Source organism: Streptomyces sp. NPDC030995 (genome assembly GCF_055571215.1).
In genome coordinates this window covers 361054-382062 of sequence record NZ_JBVIFS010000004.1, presented here as the reverse complement: position 1 = coordinate 382062, position 21009 = coordinate 361054, and the positions used below count along the sequence as shown (strand labels likewise).

Below are 21009 nucleotides of genomic sequence, written 5' to 3'. Positions count from 1 at the left end.
CCCGCCCGCGCCCGGTCAGGACAGCGCCGGCCGGTGCACCGGGACTCCCTCCGGCACCGCCCGGCGCCGGGCCGCGGAGGTACCCGTCCAGCAGGTGCCGCGGCGGGCCAGCAGACGGTGCAACCACAGCTCCATCGAGACGAGTTCCGCCAGCCCGTCCAGCGGGACCGGGCGGCCGTCCGCCGCGTCGAGCAGCGCCTGGCGCACCACCCGGGCCTCGATCAGCCCGGCGTCCGCGAGCAGCGGCGAGGCGAAGAGGTCCAGCAGGTCGCCCAGGGCGGCGCGCAGCCCCAGCCGGGTCGCCGTCTCGTTCGGGGCGTGGGCCGTGGCCCCCCAGCCCGCGGGGAACTCTCGCACCCCGGCCGAGGACAGGACGGTGCGCAGGATCTCGGCCCGGGCCCCGGGCTGGACCCGCAGGGATTCCGGGAGGGCGCGGGCGGCCCGTACGACCTGGTTGTCCAGGAAGGGGGCGTGCAGGCGCTGGCTGCGGACCTCCACGGCCTGTTCGAAGACCCGGTGGTCGGCGGCGTGCCGGGCGAGCAGCGAACGGGCCCGGGCCTCCCCCGGCCGCAGCGACAGCGGCGGCCGGCCGGCGGCGGCCGCGAGACGGATCGATACTTCCGCCAGTGCCTCCCCCGTGAGCCAGCCCGCGGCCGGGCCCGGCCGGGACCAGGTCAGGGCGGCGAGGGAAGCGTCCACCGGACCGGAGGATCTCTCGGTGACCCCGCCCTCGCGGAGCCTGGCCGCGGCGGCCTCCATGCCCGCGCGGTACGTCGTACGGGAAAGTCTGCGGGCCGCCGAGTACACGGTCAGCGGCACCAGCAGGGACTCCCCGGCGGCTCCGGAGGCGGAGGCCGAACGGGCCAGCGCCGCCACCGGCCGCAGCAGGTGCCGCCGCCGCCGGTCCATCAGCAGGTCGGCCATGCGCGCCGGGTGCGCGTCGAGGACCTGGCGGGCGCCGTGGCCCGTGAAGTGGTCGGCGCTGCCGGCGGCCAGCCGGCGCCGCTCGCGGGCGGCGAAGACCAGCGAGGGACCCGGTTCGTCGGTGAGCGGGCCGTCGAGTTCCGCGTACGGGAGGGCTTCCTCGGCGGCGGCCACCACGACGTGGTGCAGCCGCGGGTCGGCCGCGATGACCCTGGCCCGCTCCAGTTCGGCCTCGCGCCCCTGCGGGGTGGCCAGGTCGTTGAAGGTGACCGCGAGCAGCCGCGCCCCCGCCGGGCTCAGCAGGCTGCCCGGGGCCCCGGGCAGACCGGCCGCCAGCAGGGCGAGGGTCGCGGAGGCGCTGCCGCCGGAGAGGTCGGCGCCCACGCCGGGGGCCGGGGCGCCGCGGGCCGCGCGCCGGTCGGCGGGACCCATGCCGGGCACGGGGCCGGGATCGTACGGCGGCATTGCGTCGGGGGCATGCCGGGGCGCCGTGAGCCGGGCGCGCACCGCATCCACCAACGCTTCCCGTACGCCCTCCACCGCCCGCTCGGCATCGGCCTCGGGGGCGGCCACCGCGAGCGAGGCGACCTGCTCGTAGCCGGTGATCTCGCGGGAGCCCTCGCGCAGGATGAGCGCGTGCCCGGGCGGGATGCGCCGGACCCCGGCGTACGGTGTGCCGTCGCCCAGTGCCTCCGGGCTCTCGGGGCAGGCCAGCAGGGCGGCGAGATGGCCGATGTCGAGCTGCGCCTCGATGAGGTCGGCGAGCGGGAGGGCGGCGGTGGCGTACGCCGTGCCGCTCGCCCAGGGGGTGTAGAAGACGGGCCGCGCGCCGGCCAGGTCACCGAGGACGGTGATCCGGCGGCCGTTCTGGACGACGGCGGTGTAGCTGCCGGACCACTGGGTGAGGTGGCGCAGCGCGCCGCCGCGGGCGGCGTAGAGCGCGCGGCGCAGTTCGGCGTCGGTCGCGCCGCAGCAGCCGAGGACCGCGAGGCGGGTGAAGGGGTCGGCGGGGTCGGCGGTGAGGGTGCGGATCTCGTCGGGGCGCCAGTCGCCGACGGCCCAGAGCGGGTCGGGGTCCCCCCACAGCAGTTGGGCGCCGACGGGGTGGACGGTGCGTTCGGCGTCCGCGCCCGGGTCGCCCGGGTGGGCGGCGTCCGCGATGCCTCCGCGCAGGGGCGTGCCGCCGTCGCCGTATCCGATGTCGCCGTAGCCGCCGTGGCCGCCGTGGCCGTATCCGCCCTGGCCGTGTCCGCCCTGGCCGGAGGCGTGGCCGTGGACCCGGCCGGCCGTGCCGAAGCTCGCGGCGATACTGCTCCAACCCACCAACCAGCGCACCGCCGCCTCCCCAGCCTGTGGGCACATGACCGGGGCACGGGCAGCACGAACGGCGCTGAGGGCGCGGTCGGCGGGACCCCGGGTGGCTCGGGTCCATGCTGCCACGGGACAGGCGTGCGAGAGTGGTTAAAGGGGGCGCACATGCAAACGAACACGCCCCGGCCACGCAGTATTTGGCGTTCCGTTCCCCCCGTCCCATAGGTCTCTTTCAGCCATTCTTCGGCCGTGCCGAGGGCCGTCGCGAGCCGTCGCGCGACCGTGCGTGGGCGCGGTCCGGGAGGCGGAATCCGCCCCCCGGACCGTTCCGCCACCCGCGGGGATTGAGGTAGCGGCATCCCCGGACCCGCCCGATCCGCGCAGCGGGCCGACCCACGCACCGCACATCGAATCGCCGGGCCCCCGGACCGGCCAGAGCGCACGGGTGGGCGCACGGCCACACGGGCGGAGCACGCGCTGACACGTGCGCCCCGGCTCCGGGCCGGGGCGGACTGTGCAAACGGACAACAATCCCGCCATACGGAAGTAGAGGCCTTAACGCTTGGGAGGCGGGGAACTACGCTGGGTTTACGAAATGCCGGGCGCCTATGCCCCGGCGGCGTATGCGTTCCGCGTGTGACGAGGGGTGGCGCATGTCCAGGGAGCTCCGCGAGCCCAATGAGAAGCTCGGCGCCGTCCTCGCCCTCGCGGGCATCAGCAACGCCGGGCTGGCCCGGCGTGTCAACGACCTCGGTGCCCAGCGCGGCCTGACGCTTCGGTATGACAAGACGTCGGTGGCCCGGTGGGTGTCGAAGGGGATGGTGCCGCAGGGCGCCGCCCCGCATCTGATCGCCGCCGCCATCGGCGCGAAACTGGGGCGGCCGGTGCCGCTGCACGAGATCGGCCTGGCGGACGCGGACCCCGCGCCCGAGGTCGGCCTGGCCTTCCCGCGCGATGTGGGCGCGGCGGTGCGTTCGGCCACGGACCTGTACCGGCTCGACCTCGCCGGGCGGCGCGGCGGTGGCGGGATCTGGCAGTCGCTCGCGGGCTCGTTCTCGGTGGCGGCGTACGCGACGCCCGCCTCTCGGTGGCTGATATCTCCTGCTGACGGCTCGGTGGCGCGGGAACCGGCGGGCCCGGCCCAGCACTCGGCTGCCCAGACTTCGGCAGCCCGGACCGCTGACGGCCGGACCGCTGCGGCCCCGACCGCTGCCGGCCCGACCACTACTGTCCCGACGCTGCCCGCCCGTGGCCTGGCGGACCCGACCCCTGCACCCCAGAGCCCCGTGGCTGCGACCCCCTCGGCTCAGGACCTGCCGACGCACGAGGCCCCGGAAGGCCGTACGACCGGACCGGCGACGGGACCCATGACGGGCCCGCCGTCCACCGTTGTGCCCGCCCAGCCCGGCGCCGAAACGCCGCGCGACCACGGCCAGCGCGTGGGCCACAGCGATGTGGCCAAGCTGCGCGAGGCCGCCGAGGACGCCCGCCGCTGGGACTCCAAGTACGGCGGCGGGGACTGGCGTTCGTCGATGGTCCCCGAGTGCCTGCGGGTGGACGCGGCTCCGCTGCTGCTCGGCTCGTACACCGACGAGGTGGGCCGCGCCCTGTTCGGCGCGACCTCCGAACTGACCCGGCTGGCCGGGTGGATGGCCTTCGACACCGGCCAGCAGGAGGCGGCCCAGCGCTACTACATCCAGGCGCTGCGCCTGGCCCGCGCGGCCGCGGACGTACCGCTCGGCGGCTACGTACTGGCTTCGATGTCCCTCCAGGCGACCTACCGGGACTTCCCGGACGAGGGGGTGGACCTCGCCCAGGCGGCGGTCGAACGCAACCGCGGTCTGGCCACCGCACGCACCATGAGCTTCTTCCGGCTGGTCGAGGCACGGGCGCACGCGAAGGCCGGCGATTCGGTGGCCGCGGGCGCGGCGCTGCGGGCGGCGGAGGGCTGGCTGGAGCGGGCGCGGGAAGGCGATCCGGATCCGACCTGGCTGGGTTTCTACTCGTACGACCGTTTCGCGGCGGATGCGGCGGAATGCTACCGGGACCTCAAACTCCCCCGGCAGGTGCGGCGCTTCACCGAGCAGGCGCTGTCCCGGCCCACCGAGGAGTACGTACGCTCGCACGGGCTGCGGCTGGTGGTGAGCGCGGTCGCCGAGCTGGAGTCGGGGAACCTCGACGCGGCGTGCGCGGCGGGCACCCGGGCGGTGGAGGTGGCGGGCCGGATCTCCTCGGCGCGGACGACCGAATACGTACGGGACCTGCTGCACCGCCTGGAACCGTACGGGGACGAGCCGCGGGTCGCGGAGCTGCGCGAGCGGGCCCGGCCGCTGCTGGTGGCGCCGGCGTAGGGGTGCGTTCGCGGGGATCCGGGGCACACGCCCCGAGGGGGTGTGTGGCCGCGTTGTCGGTGGCGGGGTGCAGTATGCAGGGGTGGGAGGTGTCAGCGTGGGCGGCGGCGTGGACTGCGATGTGCTGGTGATCGGTGGCGGGATCGTCGGCCTGTCGACGGCGCATGCCCTGTCGCGCCTGGCTCCGGGTACCAGGGTGGTCGTCCTGGAGAAGGAGTCCGGCCCGGCCCGGCACCAGACGGGCCGCAACAGCGGGGTGATCCACAGCGGGATCTACTACCGGCCGGGGTCGCTGAAGGCGCGCTTCGCGGTGAGCGGCGCCGCCGAGATGGTCAAGTTCTGCGCGGAGCACGGGATTCCGCACGAGGTGACGGGCAAGCTGATCGTCGCCACGGAGCGCGAGGAGCTGCCCCGGCTGCACGCCCTGGTCCAGCGCGGCCGGGAGAACGGCATTCCGGTGCGCGAGCTGGGCCCGGCCCAGATAGCGGAGTACGAGCCCGAGGTGCGGGGCCTGGCCGCGATCCACGTCGGCAGCACCGGGATCGTGGACTACGGCCGGGTGAGCGCCCAGCTCGCGGAGTCCTCCGGCGCGGAGATCGTCTACGGCGGGGCGGTGGACCTGATCTCCCGCCGCCCGTCGGCGGTGGCGGTCCGCACCACGTCCGGCCTGGTGGTCCGGGCGCGGGTGCTGGTGAACTGCGCGGGTCTGCAGTGCGACCGGATCGCCCGGCTGGCCGGGGACGACCCGGGGATGCGGATCATCCCCTTCCGGGGCGAGTACTACGACCTGGCCCGTCCGGAACTGGTCCGCGGGCTGGTGTACCCGGTGCCCGACCCGGCGTTCCCCTTCCTCGGGGTCCACCTGACCCGGGGCATCGGCGGCGGCGTCCATGTCGGGCCCAATGCCGTGCCCGCGCTGGCCCGCGAGGGCTACGCCTGGTCGACGGTGCGCCCCCGGGACCTCGCGGACGAGCTCGCCTGGCCGGGCGCCTGGCGGATGGCCGCCCGGCACTGGCGGTACGGGACGGGCGAGATCCACCGCTCGCTGTCGAAGCAGGCCTTCACCCGGGCGGTACGCCGCCTCCTGCCGGCCGTCACCCCGGCGGACCTGCACCCCGCCGCGGCCGGGGTCCGCGCGCAGGCCGTGCTGCGCGACGGCACCCTCGTGGACGACTTCCTCATCCGCGACGCCCCGCGCACGGTCCACGTCCTGAACGCCCCGTCGCCCGCCGCGACCGCTTCGCTCCCGATCGGCCGGGAGATCGCGTGCCGCGCCCTTCGAACCCTCGGCTCGACCTGAGCGGTGCGGTGATCCGGTGCCGCGCCGTTTCCCGGGGCTCCGCCCCAGACCCCGCGCCTCAAACGCCGGCGAGGCTGAAATGTCCTGCGGCATCCAGCTGCGCCGCGCCAAATCCAGCCTCGCCGGCGTTTGAGGCGCGGGGGTCCGGGGGCAGGGCCCCCGGCGGCGGCGCCGCGCCGGACCGGTGGCTTCCCCGGGCCGTAGAATCTCGGCATTGTGTCTGAGTCCCGTACCCCCCCGCCCAGCGCCCCGGAAACCGTGCCGGAGGCGAACTCCTACGTCCCCCCGAAGTGGCGGACCGAGCCCCGGTTCCCCGACGGCCCCTCGCCGGACCCGGCCGGCTCGCACCACGAGCGGCGGATCCGGAGCTTCCAGCCCCGGCGCAGCCGGGTCACCACCGGTCAGGGCGAGGCCCTGAAGCGCCTCTGGGGTACCTGGGGCCTGGACATCGACGGCCACGACGTCATCGATCTCAAGGAGCTCTTCGACGGCCTCCCCGTCGTCCTGGAGATCGGCTTCGGCATGGGTGAGGCCACCGCCCAGATGGCCGCCGCCGACCCCGGCACCGGGATCCTCGCCGCCGACGTGCACACCCCGGGGCAGGGCAACCTCCTCGCCCTGGCGGAACGGGGCGGCCTCAGCAACGTCCGCGTGGCCAACGGCGACGCGATCATCCTGCTGCGCGAGATGCTGCCGCCCGACTCCCTGGCCGGGATCCGCGTGTACTTCCCGGACCCGTGGCCCAAGGCCCGCCACCACAAGCGGCGGCTGATCCAGCCCGAGTTCCTCACGCTGGCCGCCACCCGCCTGGCCCCCGGGGGCGTGCTGCACTGCGCGACCGACTGGGAGCCGTACGCCGAGCAGATGCTCGAAGTCCTCACCGCGCACCCGGACTTCGAGAACACGCAGGCCGACGGCGGCTACTCGCCGCGCCCCGACTTCCGGCCGCTCACCCGCTTCGAGGGCCAGGGCCTCGACAAGGGCCACGTCGTACACGACTTGCTCTTCCGTCGCACGGAGAACTGACAACGTCACTGCGCGTGTCAGAGCGGCTCGCTAGGGTCATGGTGTGTTCCGAGCCCTCCTCCCCCGGCCACCGCTGGGAGGTATCCCGAGGCTCGCACGCCCGTCGGGCACGGCCCGCACGTGCGTGCTCCTCGCCCTGCTCGCCGCCACCGGGATCGCGATCCTCGAACTCGTGCGGGAGCAGACCGGCACGGCCGGCTTCTTCGTCGGTCTCGGCCTGGCCCTGCTGCCGGTGGCGCCGCTCATGGCGGCCTTCCGGTGGCTCGGCCGGGCCGCGCCCGCGCCCTGGCCGCAGTTGCTGTTCTGCTTCGGCTGGGGTGCCTGCACCGCGGCGCTGATCGCGATACTGGCCAACAACTTCGCCACCGAGTGGATAGCCGCGGCCGCCACCGACCCCTCCGACGCCGATCACCTCGGCTCGGTGGCCATCGCCCCGGTGGTGGAGGAGAGCGCCAAGGCGGCGGCCCTGGTGCTGGTGTTCGTGTTCCGAAGACGGCATTTCACCGGCCCCGCGGACGGTTTCGTGGTGGCCGGGTTCACCGCCACCGGCTTCGCCTTCACGGAGAACATCCTCTACCTCGGCAACGCCTACGGTGAGGACCTGGCCGAGGGCGCCGGCGTGCTGGACTCGGTGACGGCGGCGACCTTCTTCGTGCGCATAGTGCTGTCGCCGTTCGCGCACCCGCTGTTCACGGTGCTCACCGGGCTCGGCTTCGGCGCGGCCGCGCTCAGCGCCCGCCGTTCGCGCCGGCTCGGCCTGCCGCTGCTCGGACTGGCGCTGGCCATGTGCATGCACGCGCTGTGGAACGGCTCCTCGCAGTGGGGGGAGCACGGCTTCTACACGGTCTACGCCTGCGTGATGGTCCCCGTGTTCGGGCTGCTGGTGTGGCTGGCGATGCGGATACGGCGTGGCCGGCTGCAAGCCGTCGCCGGGGAGCTCGCCCTGTACGCGGCCGCGGGCTGGCTCGGCCCCGCCGAGGTGCCGGCGCTGGCTTCGATGCCGGCCCGGTCGCTGGCCCGCGCCCTGGCCCGGCGCAGCGGGGGCCGGGCCGCGGGACGCGCGGTCGCCCGGTACGAGGCGGACGCGGCCGCCCTGGCCCTGCTGCGGAACCGGGCGCGCCGCGGCGGCCCGGGGCGGGAGCCGGATTTCGCGGGCCGGGAGCGGGAGTTGCTGCACCGGCTCTGGATGCGCCGGGCGACGGCCGGGCCCGCGCTGGCCCGGGCGGCGGTCATGGAGGAGCTGCTTCCGCCGTGGTTCGACCCCATGGACCCGCTCAGCCCCGCGGTCGCGGCCGCACGGGCCGGCGTACCGCTGCCGCGACGGGCTCAGGCCAACCCGGAGGTGGACCTCAGACGTTCAGACCCTTGGAGTTCAGCCACGCCAGCGGGTCCACCGTCGAACCGCCCTTGCGTACTTCCAGGTGGAGATGGGGGCCGGTGACGTTGCCGGTGGCGCCGACGCGGCCGATGGTGTCTCCGGCGCCGACCGAGCCGGAGGTCACCGACATCGAGGAGAGGTGGCAGTACCAGACCTCCGTACCGTCCTCCAGCTCCAGCACGATCCGGTAGCCGTACGCCCCGGACCAGCCGGCCGAGATGATCTTCCCGGCGGCCACGGCCTTGACCGGGGTGCCGGTGGGGGCCGCGAAGTCGAGGCCGGTGTGGTAGCCGGAGGACCACATGGAGCCGGCGACGCCGTAGTGCGAGGTGAGGGTGTAGGCGGAGGTGGGCAGCGCGTAGCCGCCGGACGATGCGGCGCGCTCCTGCTCGGCCTTGGCCTCGGCTGCCTTCTTGGCGGCCTCGGCCTCTTCCGCGGCCTTCGCCTCCGCCTGCGCCTTCGCTTCCTCGGCTGCCTTGCGGGCCGCCTCCAGCTTGTCCTTGGCCTCTTGCGCGGCGGTCCCCTGCGCGACCCGCTCGGCATCCGCCCTGGCCTTCGCCTCGGCGGCGTTCTGCTGGGACTCGGCCTGCTGGAGGATGCGGTGGCGCAGCACCTCGCCGGCGTCGGCGCCCTGCTCGGACTGCTGCGCGATGATCCCCGTCCTCGCGGCGGCAGCGGCGGCCGAGGAGCCCGAACCGCCGTCCGCCTCCTGGGCCTTGTCCCCGGTCATCAGATCGGGCAGGGAGGGCAGGGATATCGCGACCTGGGGCCGGTCCTGCGCCGTGGCGATGCCGCTGGCGCCGACCGCCGCGATGACACCGACGCCGAGCACGGTGGAGCTGCGCGCAAGTCCCCCGCGCTGCTTGGCCACCCGGTGCTTGCCGCGGACCGGACGGACCGAATCCTCGGTGGGATTCCACTCGCCCCAGGCACCCGCGGTGGGCGGCTCCTGGATTTCGATGCCTTCAGGGGCAGGCAAGTTGGAGGCCACCGGGGCACACTCCTCATCGACGCGCTGTGACGCGCGCGCGCACGGTGCCGTCTCTTGCGACGGCTTGGACGACCGCGCTGCGTTATCGAAAGGTAATAGACGCAGGGGAGTGATTCCAAGCTGTTGCGATTGATCGTTCACACCAATCGGCCACTCACCGACCGGCTCTGGCCACGGCTTTTCCCAGCAAAGAGGGATCAATTCGGGCAAAAATCAAGCCACTCCCTCATCTCTTCAGCCACACACGCAAAATGACGATCCATCAATCTCCTTGCGGAGAGCGCCTCTTTCGCTACGGAACGTCACGTGTGGTCGCCCGGCGCACCACCGGCACGGTCCGCCGCCGCTCCGGCTGCCCCCGCCCCGGCCGGCCCACCGCGAGCAGCGCCATGTCGTCCGTCGCCCCGCCGCCCGTGTGCCGGCGGACATCGCTGCTGAGCGCGCTGAGCAGCGCCTGCGGCCCGGGGAAGACCCGTCCGCGCAGCCGGGCCGCCGGATCGTAGAAGTCCCCCGCCCGGTCCCGGGCCTCGGTCAGCCCGTCCGTGTACAGCAGGAGGGTGGTCCCCTCCGGGAAGGACCACTCCTCCGCCCGGTCCGGCCAGCCGCCCAGCTCGCCCATACCGAGCGGCAGCGCCGGCTCCGCCGGGGCCAGGACCGCCAGCTCCCCGTCCGCGTGCAGCAGCAGCGGCTCGGGGTGGCCCCGGTTGAGCAGCCGCAGCACCCCCGCACCCGGCGGGATCTCCCCGAGCACGCACGTCGTGAACCCCTCCACCGCGTCCAGGCTGTCGCGCCGCATGCCCTCCCGGGCCAGGGCCCGCTCCAGCCGCTGCGCCACCGCCTCCAGCGTGGGCTCGGTCTCCGCCGCCTCCCGGAACGCCCCGAGGACCACCGCCACCGCCTCCACCGCGCCCAGCCCCTTGCCCCGTACGTCGCCCACCGCCAGCCGCACGCCGTACGGGGTCTCCTGGACCGCGTACAGGTCCCCGCCGATGAAGGCGTCCGCCTGCGCGGCCTCGTACCGGGCGGAGACGTGCAGCCCCCCGACGCGCTCGGCGGGCGTCGGCAGCACCGCCCGCTGCGCGGCCTCGGCGATCCCGCGCGCGGAGGCGAGCTGCTCGACGCTGCGCCGCACCACCCGGTTGATCAGGAGCGCCAGCCCGGACACGGTCAGGACGGTGACCAGCTCGGTCAGCGCCTCGACCTTCCAGCTGGTGCCGTTGTAGATGTGCAGCAGGAACACCGCGAGCACCGCGAGGGCGCCGGTCAGGGCCGTGGCCCGCAGGGTGAACAGGGGGGCGGCGACCAGCGGCGCCGCGGAGAAGAAGGGGGATCCGGTGAAGCTGGGCGGGGTCAGCACGTCGAAGACCAGCCCGAGGGCGATCAGCGCACCCGGGAGCACCCGGACCACCTGCCGGGCCACGCCGTTCCCGACGCCGCCCACGTGCTCACCGCTGCCCTGCCGGCCCAGCCCCGCCACGCTGCTCTCCTGCCGCCCGGTCCCTCGCAGGGGTGGGGGCCCACCGCCGCCTCGCCCCTCAAGGCTGGCGGCAGGGACGGCCGTACGGCGACCCGGCACGGGCCGTACGGGTGACGGCGCGTGAGAACGGACCGGGAACACGACGAAGGCCCGGCTCCCCAAAGGGAACCGGGCCTTCGTACTGAGTAGCGGGGGCAGGATTTGAACCTACGACCTCTGGGTTATGAGCCCAGCGAGCTACCGAGCTGCTCCACCCCGCGTCGGTAAACACAACTCTACGCCATCCGGGGGGAGCACTCCGCCAATTAACGACGGACCTCCCCGCGGAACGACATCACCGCAGGTCAGAGCCTTAAAACTGGGTTTTCGGCGGGCTCTTGGCGGGCTCCTGGCCGACCCTAAACGGAACCCCGCGATCCAAGATCATCTCTGTTGCGCGCCGGTGACACTCCAGGGATCGTTCGGGGATCGGACCCGCGCGATGATTCACCTGTCGCCAAGGCCAGGGGGAACACGAACCGGCCGGACGACACCAACCACACCTTCCGCCTCGGCGCTCTGCCGATGCCCTTGTGATTCCTGGGGGGAGTCCACCATGTCCGTTCGCACCGCAGCCGCCATCGCAGTCGTCGCCGGCGTCGTCACCACTCTGCTTCCGCTGTCGGCCACCACCGCGGCCGCCGCGCCCGCCACCGATGGCCACAGCGTGCTGCGTACGGAGATGGGCACCCCCGTCCCCAATGGTTCTCTGACCCGCGGCGGAGCCACCGAGACCTTCGACCTGACCGTGAAGAACCCCTCGGACAAGGCCGTCACGTACAACCCGTGGATGCTCGTGGACCCGAGCGGCCCGAGCCCGCTCGAGGAGAACGCCATCGTCTTCAAGGTCGACGCGGTGGACGCGCCGGCGACGAAGTACTCGGTGGGCCAGCAGGACGGCGAGTGGCAGGGCCTCTTCTACCCGGCGAACGCGTCGGACGGGCAGAAGGGCTTCGACATCCCGGCGAACGGCAAGATGACCTGGAAGGTCACCGTCGGGCTCGGCGCGAACTACCCCACCAACGACGGTGACTTCAAGTTCACCGCCACCAGCTTCAACAACTCGGTCGCCCCCGGCGGCGCGGACTCCCACCTGTTCCAGGTCGACCCGCAGATCAAGCCGGGCGAGCTGAAGACCTGGTTCACGGAGGGCAACGCCGAGATCGGCGGCAAGGAGCGGCGCGCCTACCTGAACCTGAACTACCAGGCCACGGGCGAGGGCTCCTTCGACGGCGCTCTCGCGACCACCCTGGCCCTGTCCCACCCGGGCCAGGAGGAGGCCGACTTCCGGCTGCAGGCCCTGATCGACGGCCGCTGGCAGGACCTGAAGGCCAAGGACAGCCAGTACTCGCTGCCCGAGATCCCCAAGGGCTTCGGCGCCGCGTCTGGCACCCGCACCGTGGAGCTGCGCGTCAGCCTGGGCCTCGACACCCGGCTCAAGAAGAGGACCACGATCACGATGGAGTCGAACGTCGCCCTCGCCAAGGGCAACAGCTACCCGTTCAAGCACGGCTCCGTCCAGTTCGTACTCGCCCCTATCACGGACGACAAGGGCCCCACCCCGACCCCGTCCACCACCACTCCCTCCACGACCCCCTCCGCCACGCCCTCCGCCACCCCGTCGGTGCAGCAGGCCGTCGCCGCGGGCAACACCAACCTGACCACCACCACGGGTTCGGCCAACGGCACCCTCGCCAGCACCGGCGCCGACTCCTCCACCGGCCTGTACGCCGGCCTCGCCGCCGCCCTGGTCACCCTCGGCGCGGCCGCCGCCTGGCTCGGCCGTCGCCGCCGCCGCGGCTTCTCCGCCTGATCCACACCCCGTACGCAGGAGCGCCCCACCCGGACCGATCGGGTGGGGCGCTTCCGCGTCGTACGGGCGGGCCGTCCTCAGCCGGTGGAAGTCGGCTCGAAGACCACCGCGTCGGGGAGGGTGTAGCCGAGCTCGGCGAGACGTGCGGCGACGTCGGCCGGGCCCTTCTTGGTTTCGGCGGCCGCAGCCAGGATGTGGCCGAGTGACACGGGCTTGTCGGCCTCCAGCCAGGGTGCCGAGCCGTTCTGGTCAAGGCTGAGGAGATTCTGGTCGTCACGATCGGGGACATCGGGCAGAGGGGTGTTCCCAGGAACGTGGAGACCGAACTCGGCAAGGCGTGCGGCGATATCGGCCGGACTGCGCCCGGTGAGATCGCCCGCGGCGAGGAGATGGCCGAGTTCGAGGGGGTCCTCGGCCCCCAGCCAGGGCGCGTCCCGGTCGAGGTCGCAACTGAGGATGAGGATGTCGTCGAGGTGCGCAGCGTCAGGGAGCACAACGCCCTCGGGAAGGTGATGACCGAGCTCCGCCAGACGTGCAGCCACCTCCGCCGGAGTGCACCTCGTGGCGCGGGCAGCTCCCAGGACATGGCCGACTGCCACAGATTCACCGACGCTCAACCATTGCCCGTTGCCGTCGAGGGAGCGGCTGAGGAGGAAGGTGTCGTCGGGCTGTGCTGTGTCGGGGAGCACAACGCCCTCGGCGAGGTGATGGCCGAGGTCCACCAGACGTGCAGCCACCTCCGCCGGACTACGCCCCGTGGCGCGGGCAGCCCCCAGGACATGGCCGAGCTCCACGAACTCACCCGTCCCCAGCCACGGCCCCTCTCTGTCGAACCCGCGGCTCACGAGCAGGGCGTCCTCGCGCTCGGCCGGATCCACGAGCGCGATGCTCTCGGGGAGCTGATGGCCGAGGTCCACCAGACGTGCAGCCACCTCCGCCGGACTACGCCCCGTGACGCGGGCAGCCCCCAGGACATGGCCGAGCTCCACGAACACACCGGCTCCCAGCCACGGCCCCTCCCTGTTGAGGTTGCGGCTGAGGATGCGGGTGTCATCGGGCTGCACTGTGTCGGGGAGCACAACGCCCTCGGCGAGGTGATGACCCAGCTCCGCCAGACGTGCAGCCACCTCCATCGGACTACGGTCGATCACGACCGATACCCGCAGCACGCGGCCCAGTTCTACCCGCTCACCGGCTGCCAGCCAGATCCCCTTTCCGTCATGGCCGCGGCTGAGGATCCGGACGTCCCAGGGTTGCACGGTGTCAGGAAGCACAACGCCCTCGGGAAGGTGATGACCGAGCTCCACCAGACGTGCAGCCACCTCCGCCGGACTACGCCCCGTGACGCGGGCAGCCCCTAGGACATGGCCGAGCTCCACGAACTCACCGGCTCCCAGCCAGGGCCCAATGCCGTCGAGGTCGCGGCTGAGGAGATGGGCGTCCTCAAGGTCCGCGGTATCGGGAAGCACGAAGGTCTGCGGGAGGTGGTAGCCGAGTTCGACCAGGCGCTCGGCCACCTCCGCCGGACTACGGCCCGTATGCTCGGCAACCTTCAAAACGTGACCCATGTCCACGATCTCTTCGGGCAGAAGCCAGGGTTGCTGCGACGCATACTCCTTCTCCAGCGCCTCTGACGCATCGCCAGTGATATGCATTGCGGCGGCGCGCCTTCTGGCGAAGCGGTTCAGCAGCACAGCGTCCGTGGGGCGGGCCACAGGGATAGAGGTGGGAGCCAGGGGCGATACCCCGGGGAACATCCCTGCCTTGGCCCAGGCCAGCAGACGCCAGTCGGTGATGTGCTCGGGAAGAGAACCAAGGGAGGGAAGCGGACGGAGAGAGCCCTCAATGAAACGGGCGTCGTGGGGGAAGCACCCCACCGCGGTCACATCCACTTCGTGCCCGCTGACGAACCACGGGCTGTACCGCACGTCGATGGCCTGCCCGACCACCTCATCCGCCAAGGCCGGGTCGTGGTCCAGCAGCTCGGACGCCCAGTCGTGGCGCAGTACCCGCCCATCCTCCCTGAGCAGCGCCGGTACCTCCCGGTACAGCAGACGGGAGACGTGGGCCTCGTCGTGGTTGAGGGACTGTCTGCGGTCGACGGTCAGCTGCGGGGTGTGCCGGCCGGTGAGGTTGACGACGGCGCCGAACAGCGGGATGCCCGCCCACACTCCGTCGGCCAGCACGCCGCCTTGGGTGCTGCACCACCAGACCTCCGACGTCGACGTGGCGTCGACACGGACGTCCTTCTTGCGGACCGCTCCCTCGGAGTGGGCGTCCTGGGATCCCAGCGGAGCCACATCGGACAGCTCGCCCGGTGTCCACCTCAGCGGCGGGCTGACCCCATCCGTCGCGGTGACGGAGTAGTCGGAGATCCACAGGAGACGTCGCAGGAGATCCGTGCACGTCGGAGCGTCGTCGGGTGATCGGAGGTACAGCCGCACAGTGGTCCCGGCATCGTGGCCACGGCCGAGGTCGCGGATGTAGAACAAGGCACCGGGACCCGCGATGTCCACCCGCAGCCGCTTTCCCGGATGTCCGTCCCGGTCCAGCCGGCAGGTGGTCACCGTGATGTCGTCCGCGATCATGAAATAGCTGAGCACCCCGATGCCGAAACGGCTGTTGGGGTACAGATGGATCCCTTCGGCCTTCCAGGCGGCCTCTTCCTCCAGGTACTCGGGAAGGTCGGCGAAACGCATGCCCGCGTGGGAGAAGACCTCGCGCAGTTCGCGGTCGCCCATGCCGATGCCGTTGTCCGTGCACTCGATGTACGCGCGGCCACCCTCCACACCCTGGGTGAAAGCGATCCGGCCCTCCCAGCCGAGCGGATAGGCCACCTGCCGGAGCCGGAGGAACTGGGTCCGCGCGTCGCGGTAGCGGCAGGCGTCCAGCGCGTTCTGGTACAGCTCGCGGATGGCCAGCGCCGGATCGCCGTAGAGCTGCTCGCCCATCAGCAGTTCCTGGATGCGGTCGTCCGCGAGCCGGAACCGCAGATCGGTGGACTCGTAGACCGGCTCCCCGGCCGAATTGGCCGCGGCGTGCACCAGGTCGGCGGTGGCGTGCGCCGGGAGGTCCTGCAGCGGAGCCAGCTGCGGTGCGGTACCCGAGTGGACGTCGATGGCGCCCAGCAGGGAGTCGAGGGAAGCGGCGCCCTGGCGCAGCGCCAGCCCCACGGCGGGGTGTCGGCACGCGGCGTTCAGCACCCGGGTACGGCCGCGTGCGTCCCACCGGGCCGTCTCCAGGGTCGTGTGCATGTCGGCGAGGTCCACGGCGTAACTGATGCCGAGGTGTTCCACCACGACGTCCGGCAGCATGGCGGGATCGATCGCCAGCCGGTGCGCGACGGTCAGCAGGGCGACCAGCAGCTGTTCCCGGATGTGCTGCTCCAGCGCCGTGGAGCCGGCCAGTTGCTGAACCGGCCGGTCCATGCCGGGGTCGGGCGAGGTGTGCAGGGCGCGCAGCAGGGTCAGCAGTCGCTCCGACTGCAGGACTTCGGAGACCAGGCGGCACTGGGCCGTGGGCAGGACCGTCCCTCCGGCGGGGCCGGCCTCGGAGGTGATCAGATCCATCAGGGTGCTGTCGCGGTGGTCGCGCGGCTGCCGGACGAGCCAGCGGCGGAACAGCCACCACGCGATCCCCGAGGCTCCGGGGGCATCGCCGAGTTCGGCCGCGCTCGCGGCGCGGCGTACGAGCCTGGACTGGCCCTTGAAGAACTGCTCGTAGCTCGCCCGCTCCGGGCAGGGATCCACCACCCGGGCGAGATTCTCCGGTTCCAGCACCAGCGCCCTGGAGGCGGCGTGGTTCCAGTAAGTGGTGTAGAGGAAGGGGGTGATGACCAGCAGGGCCGCCTCGGCCGGGGACAGCGCCAGCTTCTCGGGGTTGATCACCTTCGACAGCAGCCAGCTGACGCGGTCGGTCATCCGCTCGGCGAAGCCGACGGGGCGCCAGGGGTCCGCCTTCAGTAACCGCTCGTCCCTCTCCGAGCAGAGCGCGAGCCGGCCGACGAGCGCGAGAGCCGCATCGTGCAAGGCCTCGATCCCGGGGCCGTGCTCCACCTGCTTCCATACGGGGTGCTCCCGTGCCAGCACGGTCCACGCGTGGTCACCGGAGGTCTCGGCGGTGCTGCGCTCCGGACGCTGGAGCACGACGAAGCCGTCGATGTCGGTCTCGGTACTGAGCCGCACCTGCTGCCGCTGGACCTCGTGCTCCGCGGTCAGCGCGTCCACCGCGCTCTGCAACTGCTCCTTGAGCTCGCTGAGCGTGCTCGGGCCCGCCTCGTCCGCCACCACGGTGCTGAGCGCACGGGAGAAGAGGCTGAAGGTGCTGTTCCCTGCCGTGGCGTAGCGGGCGCGCTCACCGGGCGAGCAGGCGTAGACGTGGCAGTAGTACCGCTCGCCGACGGCCTGCACGCGCATCCTCGACCACGGTGCGGCGTTGACCCCGCCCATCTCCTTCAGGGTCAGGCCCTCGCGGCAGGCGTCGACGAAGACGACGACATTGCCGGCGAGGCTGCGTTCGACGTAGCCGGACAGCTTGAGGGACAGGCACTTTCCGGGGAAGTCGTGGGTCCGCGTCTGGGCGCCGCCGGGCACCAGGTAGTCGGTGCCGTCGTGGTGGATTCCGTGGCCGCTCAGATAGAGCAGCAGCGTCTGGCCCGGAGCGGCGTCCTGGAAGAAGCTCTCGACCGCCAGGTCGATGCTGTCGCGATCGGTCTCCCGCACATCGTGGACGACGACCTCGTACCCGGTCGCGAGCAGCGCGCTGGCCAGCTCGGACAGATCGCTCTCGATGAACGGGAGGTCGTCGATGGCCGGGTCTTTGTAGTAGGGCACCCCGATGAGCAGGGCCCGGAACGGTTCGCTCATGGCTCGACCGGGTCGGCTGGGAGCTAGGAGCCGAAGGTCAGGGTGATGGCACCCTTCGCCGCTACCTGTGCCGAGGTCCCCACCAGCGCGATTCCCCCACTGGCCGTCACCTCGAAGGACACCTGCGCCTGACGCAGCGGCATCCCGCCCTCCGGCACGGCGATCTCGCCGATCATGTGCTGGAGCCCGTCCACCGCCCGCTGGAGGTTCGCGCGCAGGACCGCGACCGGGATGTCCCGGACCGACGAGCCCTCCTCGGCATTGCGGCGGAAGATGCCCATCTCACCGCCGCCGGAGCGGGGCGTGCTCTCGGTGTCGTCGATCGACACCAGGAACGAGAGGGTCTTCTCTTCCGGCGCGTCGCTCGTGGTGGCCGTCGTGGTGACGTCTGCCTGGCTGCTCTGGAACACGGATCCCCCCAGTGGACCTGTGACGAGGTGGTTCGGCCCAGCTTAGGGCGGACCACGGACAGGCGGCGGGGAAAGCGGAAGTTCGCCTGCTGAGGGCCCACGGAAACGACGGGGCGCCCCGTCTGGCCGAAACCGGACGGGGCGCCCAACGAGCCGTAGGCCATGTCGGACTCGAACCGACAACCAACGGATTAAAAGTCCGCTGCTCTGCCAATTGAGCTAATGGCCCTCCGTGTGCTCACCCCAGAGCATAGCCGGACAGCGCCGGTGAGCCGATCGGGTATCGACCGACCGGCCTGTCGCGGTCAGTTCACCGGCGAACCGGGGGCCTGGCGGCGGACGGGACACCGGTGACCGTGACGGAACCGGTGGTCCTGATCTCGGCGCCCTGGCCGTCGGCGGGCCTGGCGGTGAGCGTCCACTCGTAGTCGCCGGTGAAGAGGTACGAGCCCGTCGGGGACTTGCCGTCCCACGAGGGGGCGATCACGCCGCGCGCCTCGCCGCCGGTGCGCACGACCGTGGTGATGCCGGACGTCTTGTTGCGCACCATCAACTTCCAGGAGGAGACGGGCTTGGACAGCCACCAGCGGGCCTGCCAGGTCTTCGCCTGCCTGAAGTCCACGGCGGCGGCGAAGTCCTGGTCGATCACCGCGAGCGGGGAGGCCTTGCCGGCGAACCCGACCAGGTGCACGGTCTCGCTCGCGTCCGTGTAGGCCAGGCGGCCGCCGAACCGGTCGATGGTCCAGTCGGTGCCGAACGAGCCGACGTACGCGGCGATGTCGGGCTCGCGGACCGGCGCGCCGGAGCGCAGGTTGGTGATCTCCAGGCCGACGCCCGCCTGGTGCACGAGGTAGCCGTCGCCGAGCCGCACCATGAAGGGCTGGGGGGTGAAGGGCAGCGGGATCCGCTTCTTGGTGGGCGCGTGGTAGGCGGCCGGGTCGTCCCCGTAGTAGGAGCAGGTGGAGTAGAACCAGTCGCCGTTGACCTTGAGCTCGAAGGGACGGCAGCCGGAACCGAGGTCGACCCGCTGCGTGACCTGGCCGGTCCGCAGATCGGTCCCGGCCACGCCCCCCTTGTCGCCCTCGGGAGCCCACAGGGTGGAGCCCCACAGCACGGACTGCGCCACGGCCTTGGCGTCCAGGATCCGTCCGGCGTCGATGTCGGCCACGAAGTAGCGCAGGGCGGAGTTCTCGGTCGCCGCGAAGAGCACGTAGCGGCCCGAGGCCTGCTCCACCTGGACGGGCTGCAGCCGCGTCTTGTAGGGCAGCGGCACCTGGCGGATCGAGCCGCCGGCGCCCGCGTCGATCACATTCAGCGCGATCCCGCAGCCGAGGCACATGGGGTCACCCGTGTCCACGGCCGACACCGAGACGAACCGGCCGTCGCCAGTCGCGACGCTCCGGGCGGCAGCGGCGTCCTGCAACCCGCACAGCTGCAGGTTGACGGTCGCGTCGCACTTCCAGGTGGGGGTCTGGGACACCGACGGGGTGCCGGACACCGAGGCCGTGTATCCCTGGATGCTCTTCTGCGGGTCCTCCTGGCTCACCGCGAGCTGGCCCTGGGCGAAGGTGAGCCCCACGCGGTTCGCCGGGTTCGGCGGAAGGTCCATGACCTTCTTCACCACGGGGGCGCCGTCGGGGCCCGCCGCGATGCGGTGGATTCCCCAGTGGCTGGAGTCGGTGCCGCCGGCGATGTAGGCGGACCCGTCGGCTCCGGGCGTGATCGGGTCGGTCCCGGTGCGCGGCAGCAGGGTGCGCGTCGCTCCGCCCGCGACCGGTGCGGCGACCAGGCCCTGCGGGACCCGGGCGAGCAGCCAGTCCCCCACGGGCTGGACGGACTCGACCGACGCCGGGAACAGGTCGACCGTGCGGGTCGCCTTGCCGTCGGCGCGCGAACGCAGCGTCACCTTGGCCGAGTTCTCCATCGCGATCCACTGCGAGCCGAGCCCGAACTTGGTGTGGGTCGTCTCCGTGACACCGTCCGGCAGCGGCACGGGACGCAGGGTCGCCGTGGCGAAGTCGACCAGTGCGACGGTTTCGCCGCCCTTGCCGTTCAAGTACGAGACCAGTGCGCCCTTCTGATCGAAGGCCTGCACGCGGAAGGCGTACATCCCGAACCGGTCCGGCGAGGTGACGACCACGTCCTTGCGCGGCTCGTTCTCCCGGCCGATCAGGTGCAGCGTGACCCAGCCGACCTGGTCCACCTCGGTGGCGAGCACCTGGGACGGCGAGAAGGCCTTCGTCCAGGCCCGGCCCGCGGGGGCGGCCAGCGTTTCGCCCTTGCCCGAGGCGAAGTCGTGCAGGACCATCGGCCCCGCCGCCCCGCCGCTACCGGCCTTCTCGCAGGCGACGGTGTCGCCGGAAGCCGCGGACCAGACGTCCGTGCCGTACACGACCTGGCAGCCCGTGTACGAGGCTTCGCTGCCGTCCTGCAGGCTGCGCCAGAGATAGCTCTTGTCCCGCCACATCGCCAGACCGGTGCCGGCGCCGGAGACGTACTGGTGGGCCGGGTCCTGGTGCGGCGGCGGTGCGATCGTCAGGTCTCCGGTGGCCGTCGGCCCGGCCGTGGCCGGTACGGCGGTCAGGCCGCCGAGTCCGATGGCCAAGGCGAGCGCGGCGGCGCCCAGCACGCGTGACCGTCTCAAAGAAGTCCCACCCCCAGGAAGTGCGCAGGGGTGGCCGCGGTTCCGCGTCGCCATGCCCCCACCGCAAAGGTCCGGGGATCGTAGCAACACGCGACAGGGCCCCCACGACCGACTTGGGTTCAAGCGGTCGTGGGGGCCCTGTCAGGGGTTCAGCTCAGTCGGCTGGGATCAGCCGTTGCGCTTCCAGCGCGGCTTGTCGTCGCGGCGGCCGCCGAAGGAGCCGGTGGAACCGGAGCCCGACGGGCGGTTGTCGTCGCGGCGGCCGTACGGGCGGTCGCCGGCGCCGCCGGAGCGGAAGCCACCGGACGGACGGTCGTCACGGTTGAAGCCACCGGACGGACGGTCGTCGCGGCGGAAGCCACCGGAGGGACGGTCGCCACCGGAGCGGAAGCCGCCCGACGGACGGTCGTCACGGTTGAAGCCACCGGACGGACGGTCGTCGCGGCGGAAGCCACCACGGTCGCCACCACGGTCGTCACG

At 72.5% G+C, this 21009-nt stretch carries 11 protein-coding genes, 2 tRNA genes and 1 pseudogene; 5 read left to right on the top strand and 9 right to left on the bottom strand.

Annotation, left to right across the window (positions count from 1 at the left end):
* Window positions 1–15: 15 nt before the first annotated feature.
* A complete protein-coding gene (locus ACZ45T_RS10225; RefSeq protein ID WP_468439367.1) occupies window positions 16–2259 on the bottom strand; it encodes an asparagine synthase-related protein in 2244 nt (747 codons plus the stop codon).
* Between the two features lie 629 nt (window positions 2260–2888).
* On the opposite strand from ACZ45T_RS10225, the gene ACZ45T_RS10220 reads away from it, so the two are divergent.
* The 4 genes from ACZ45T_RS10220 (at window position 2889) to ACZ45T_RS10205 (ending at window position 8353) form a co-directional block, all read left to right on the top strand.
* Window positions 2889–4586, top strand: coding sequence for a sporulation protein (locus tag ACZ45T_RS10220; protein ID WP_468439365.1), 1698 nt, complete (start codon window positions 2889–2891; stop codon window positions 4584–4586).
* Between the two features lie 67 nt (window positions 4587–4653).
* On the top strand, window positions 4654–5886 hold the full coding sequence (lhgO, locus tag ACZ45T_RS10215; protein WP_468439363.1) for an L-2-hydroxyglutarate oxidase: 1233 nt from the start codon (window positions 4654–4656) through the stop codon (window positions 5884–5886).
* Between the two features lie 258 nt (window positions 5887–6144).
* Entirely contained in the window at window positions 6145–6912 is a 768-nt protein-coding gene (trmB, locus tag ACZ45T_RS10210) for a tRNA (guanosine(46)-N7)-methyltransferase TrmB (protein WP_468439417.1), read from the top strand.
* 73 nt (window positions 6913–6985) lie between these two features.
* On the top strand, window positions 6986–8353 hold the full coding sequence (locus ACZ45T_RS10205; RefSeq protein WP_468439415.1) for a PrsW family intramembrane metalloprotease: 1368 nt from the start codon (window positions 6986–6988) through the stop codon (window positions 8351–8353).
* Here ACZ45T_RS10205 and ACZ45T_RS10200 read toward each other — a convergent pair.
* The 3 genes from ACZ45T_RS10200 to ACZ45T_RS10190 all read right to left on the bottom strand — a co-directional run bounded on the left by ACZ45T_RS10200 (window position 8262) and on the right by ACZ45T_RS10190 (window position 11018).
* Window positions 8262–9281 carry a M23 family metallopeptidase gene (locus tag ACZ45T_RS10200; RefSeq protein WP_468439361.1) on the bottom strand — a complete coding sequence of 340 codons (1020 nt, stop codon included), beginning with the start codon at window positions 9279–9281 and terminating at the stop codon, window positions 8262–8264. The two genes, ACZ45T_RS10205 and ACZ45T_RS10200, sit on opposite strands and share 92 nt — an antisense overlap.
* A gap of 292 nt (window positions 9282–9573) precedes the next feature.
* Complete coding sequence (locus ACZ45T_RS10195) at window positions 9574–10749, bottom strand: PP2C family protein-serine/threonine phosphatase (RefSeq protein ID WP_468439413.1); 1176 nt, start codon at window positions 10747–10749, stop codon at window positions 9574–9576.
* A gap of 195 nt (window positions 10750–10944) precedes the next feature.
* Window positions 10945–11018, bottom strand: a tRNA-Met gene (locus ACZ45T_RS10190).
* A 335-nt stretch (window positions 11019–11353) separates the two neighbouring features.
* On the opposite strand from ACZ45T_RS10190, the gene ACZ45T_RS10185 reads away from it, so the two are divergent.
* On the top strand, window positions 11354–12610 hold the full coding sequence (locus tag ACZ45T_RS10185) for an LPXTG cell wall anchor domain-containing protein (protein WP_468439359.1): 1257 nt from the start codon (window positions 11354–11356) through the stop codon (window positions 12608–12610).
* A 77-nt stretch (window positions 12611–12687) separates the two neighbouring features.
* On the opposite strand, the gene ACZ45T_RS10180 is transcribed toward ACZ45T_RS10185, so the two are convergent.
* The 5 genes and pseudogenes from ACZ45T_RS10180 to ACZ45T_RS10160 all read right to left on the bottom strand — a co-directional run.
* Entirely contained in the window at window positions 12688–17475 is a 4788-nt protein-coding gene (locus tag ACZ45T_RS10180) for a wHTH domain-containing protein (protein WP_468439357.1), read from the bottom strand.
* A gap of 23 nt (window positions 17476–17498) precedes the next feature.
* Window positions 17499–17885, bottom strand: a complete 387-nt coding sequence (locus ACZ45T_RS10175) for a Pepco domain-containing protein (RefSeq protein WP_468439355.1) — start codon at window positions 17883–17885, stop codon at window positions 17499–17501.
* Between the two features lie 156 nt (window positions 17886–18041).
* A tRNA-Lys gene (locus tag ACZ45T_RS10170) sits at window positions 18042–18114 on the bottom strand.
* A gap of 81 nt (window positions 18115–18195) precedes the next feature.
* Complete coding sequence (locus ACZ45T_RS10165) at window positions 18196–20529, bottom strand: hypothetical protein (RefSeq protein WP_468439353.1); 2334 nt, start codon at window positions 20527–20529, stop codon at window positions 18196–18198.
* 168 nt (window positions 20530–20697) lie between these two features.
* Window positions 20698–21009, bottom strand: a pseudogene (locus tag ACZ45T_RS10160) (DEAD/DEAH box helicase); the annotation flags it as partial.

Excerpts from the sequence above, each read along its gene's own strand:
- ACZ45T_RS10185 (WP_468439359.1), top strand. The coding sequence starts at position 11,354 with ATGTCCGTTCGCACCGCAGCCGCCATCGCAGTCGTCGCCGGCGTCGTC.
- ACZ45T_RS10220 (WP_468439365.1), top strand. The coding sequence starts at position 2,889 with ATGTCCAGGGAGCTCCGCGAGCCCAATGAGAAGCTCGGCGCCGTCCTC.
- ACZ45T_RS10180 (WP_468439357.1), bottom strand. The coding sequence starts at position 17,475 with ATGAGCGAACCGTTCCGGGCCCTGCTCATCGGGGTGCCCTACTACAAA.